1 pseudogene is annotated in these 230 nt (G+C 62.2%); it reads right to left on the reverse strand.

The window, feature by feature from the left end:
* A pseudogene (locus QN399_RS26740) lies at positions 1 to 230 on the reverse strand (type VI secretion-associated lipoprotein TagQ); the annotation flags it as partial.

Genomic DNA, 230 nt, shown 5'->3' on the forward strand with positions numbered 1-230 from the left:
GGCCTGCACGGTCTGGATGCTACGTTCGGTGGTTACCGCTTCTTTTGGCACTGTCGGCAGCACCGGCTTCTTGGCTGGCTTGACGGCTTTCTTGCCCTTGGCCGGAGCGACCACTGGCGTGGTATCGGCGGTGGCCACGGTCACCACATCGCTGCGCTGTACGCCGACCTGTTGCAGGTCTTTCTCGTACGCCTGGGTGTAGTTGTTCAGGTCTTCGCTGGCCTTGCCGT

Origin of the sequence: Pseudomonas sp. 10C3, from assembly GCF_036346185.1 — a bacterium.
Lineage (GTDB): Bacteria > Pseudomonadota > Gammaproteobacteria > Pseudomonadales > Pseudomonadaceae > Aquipseudomonas.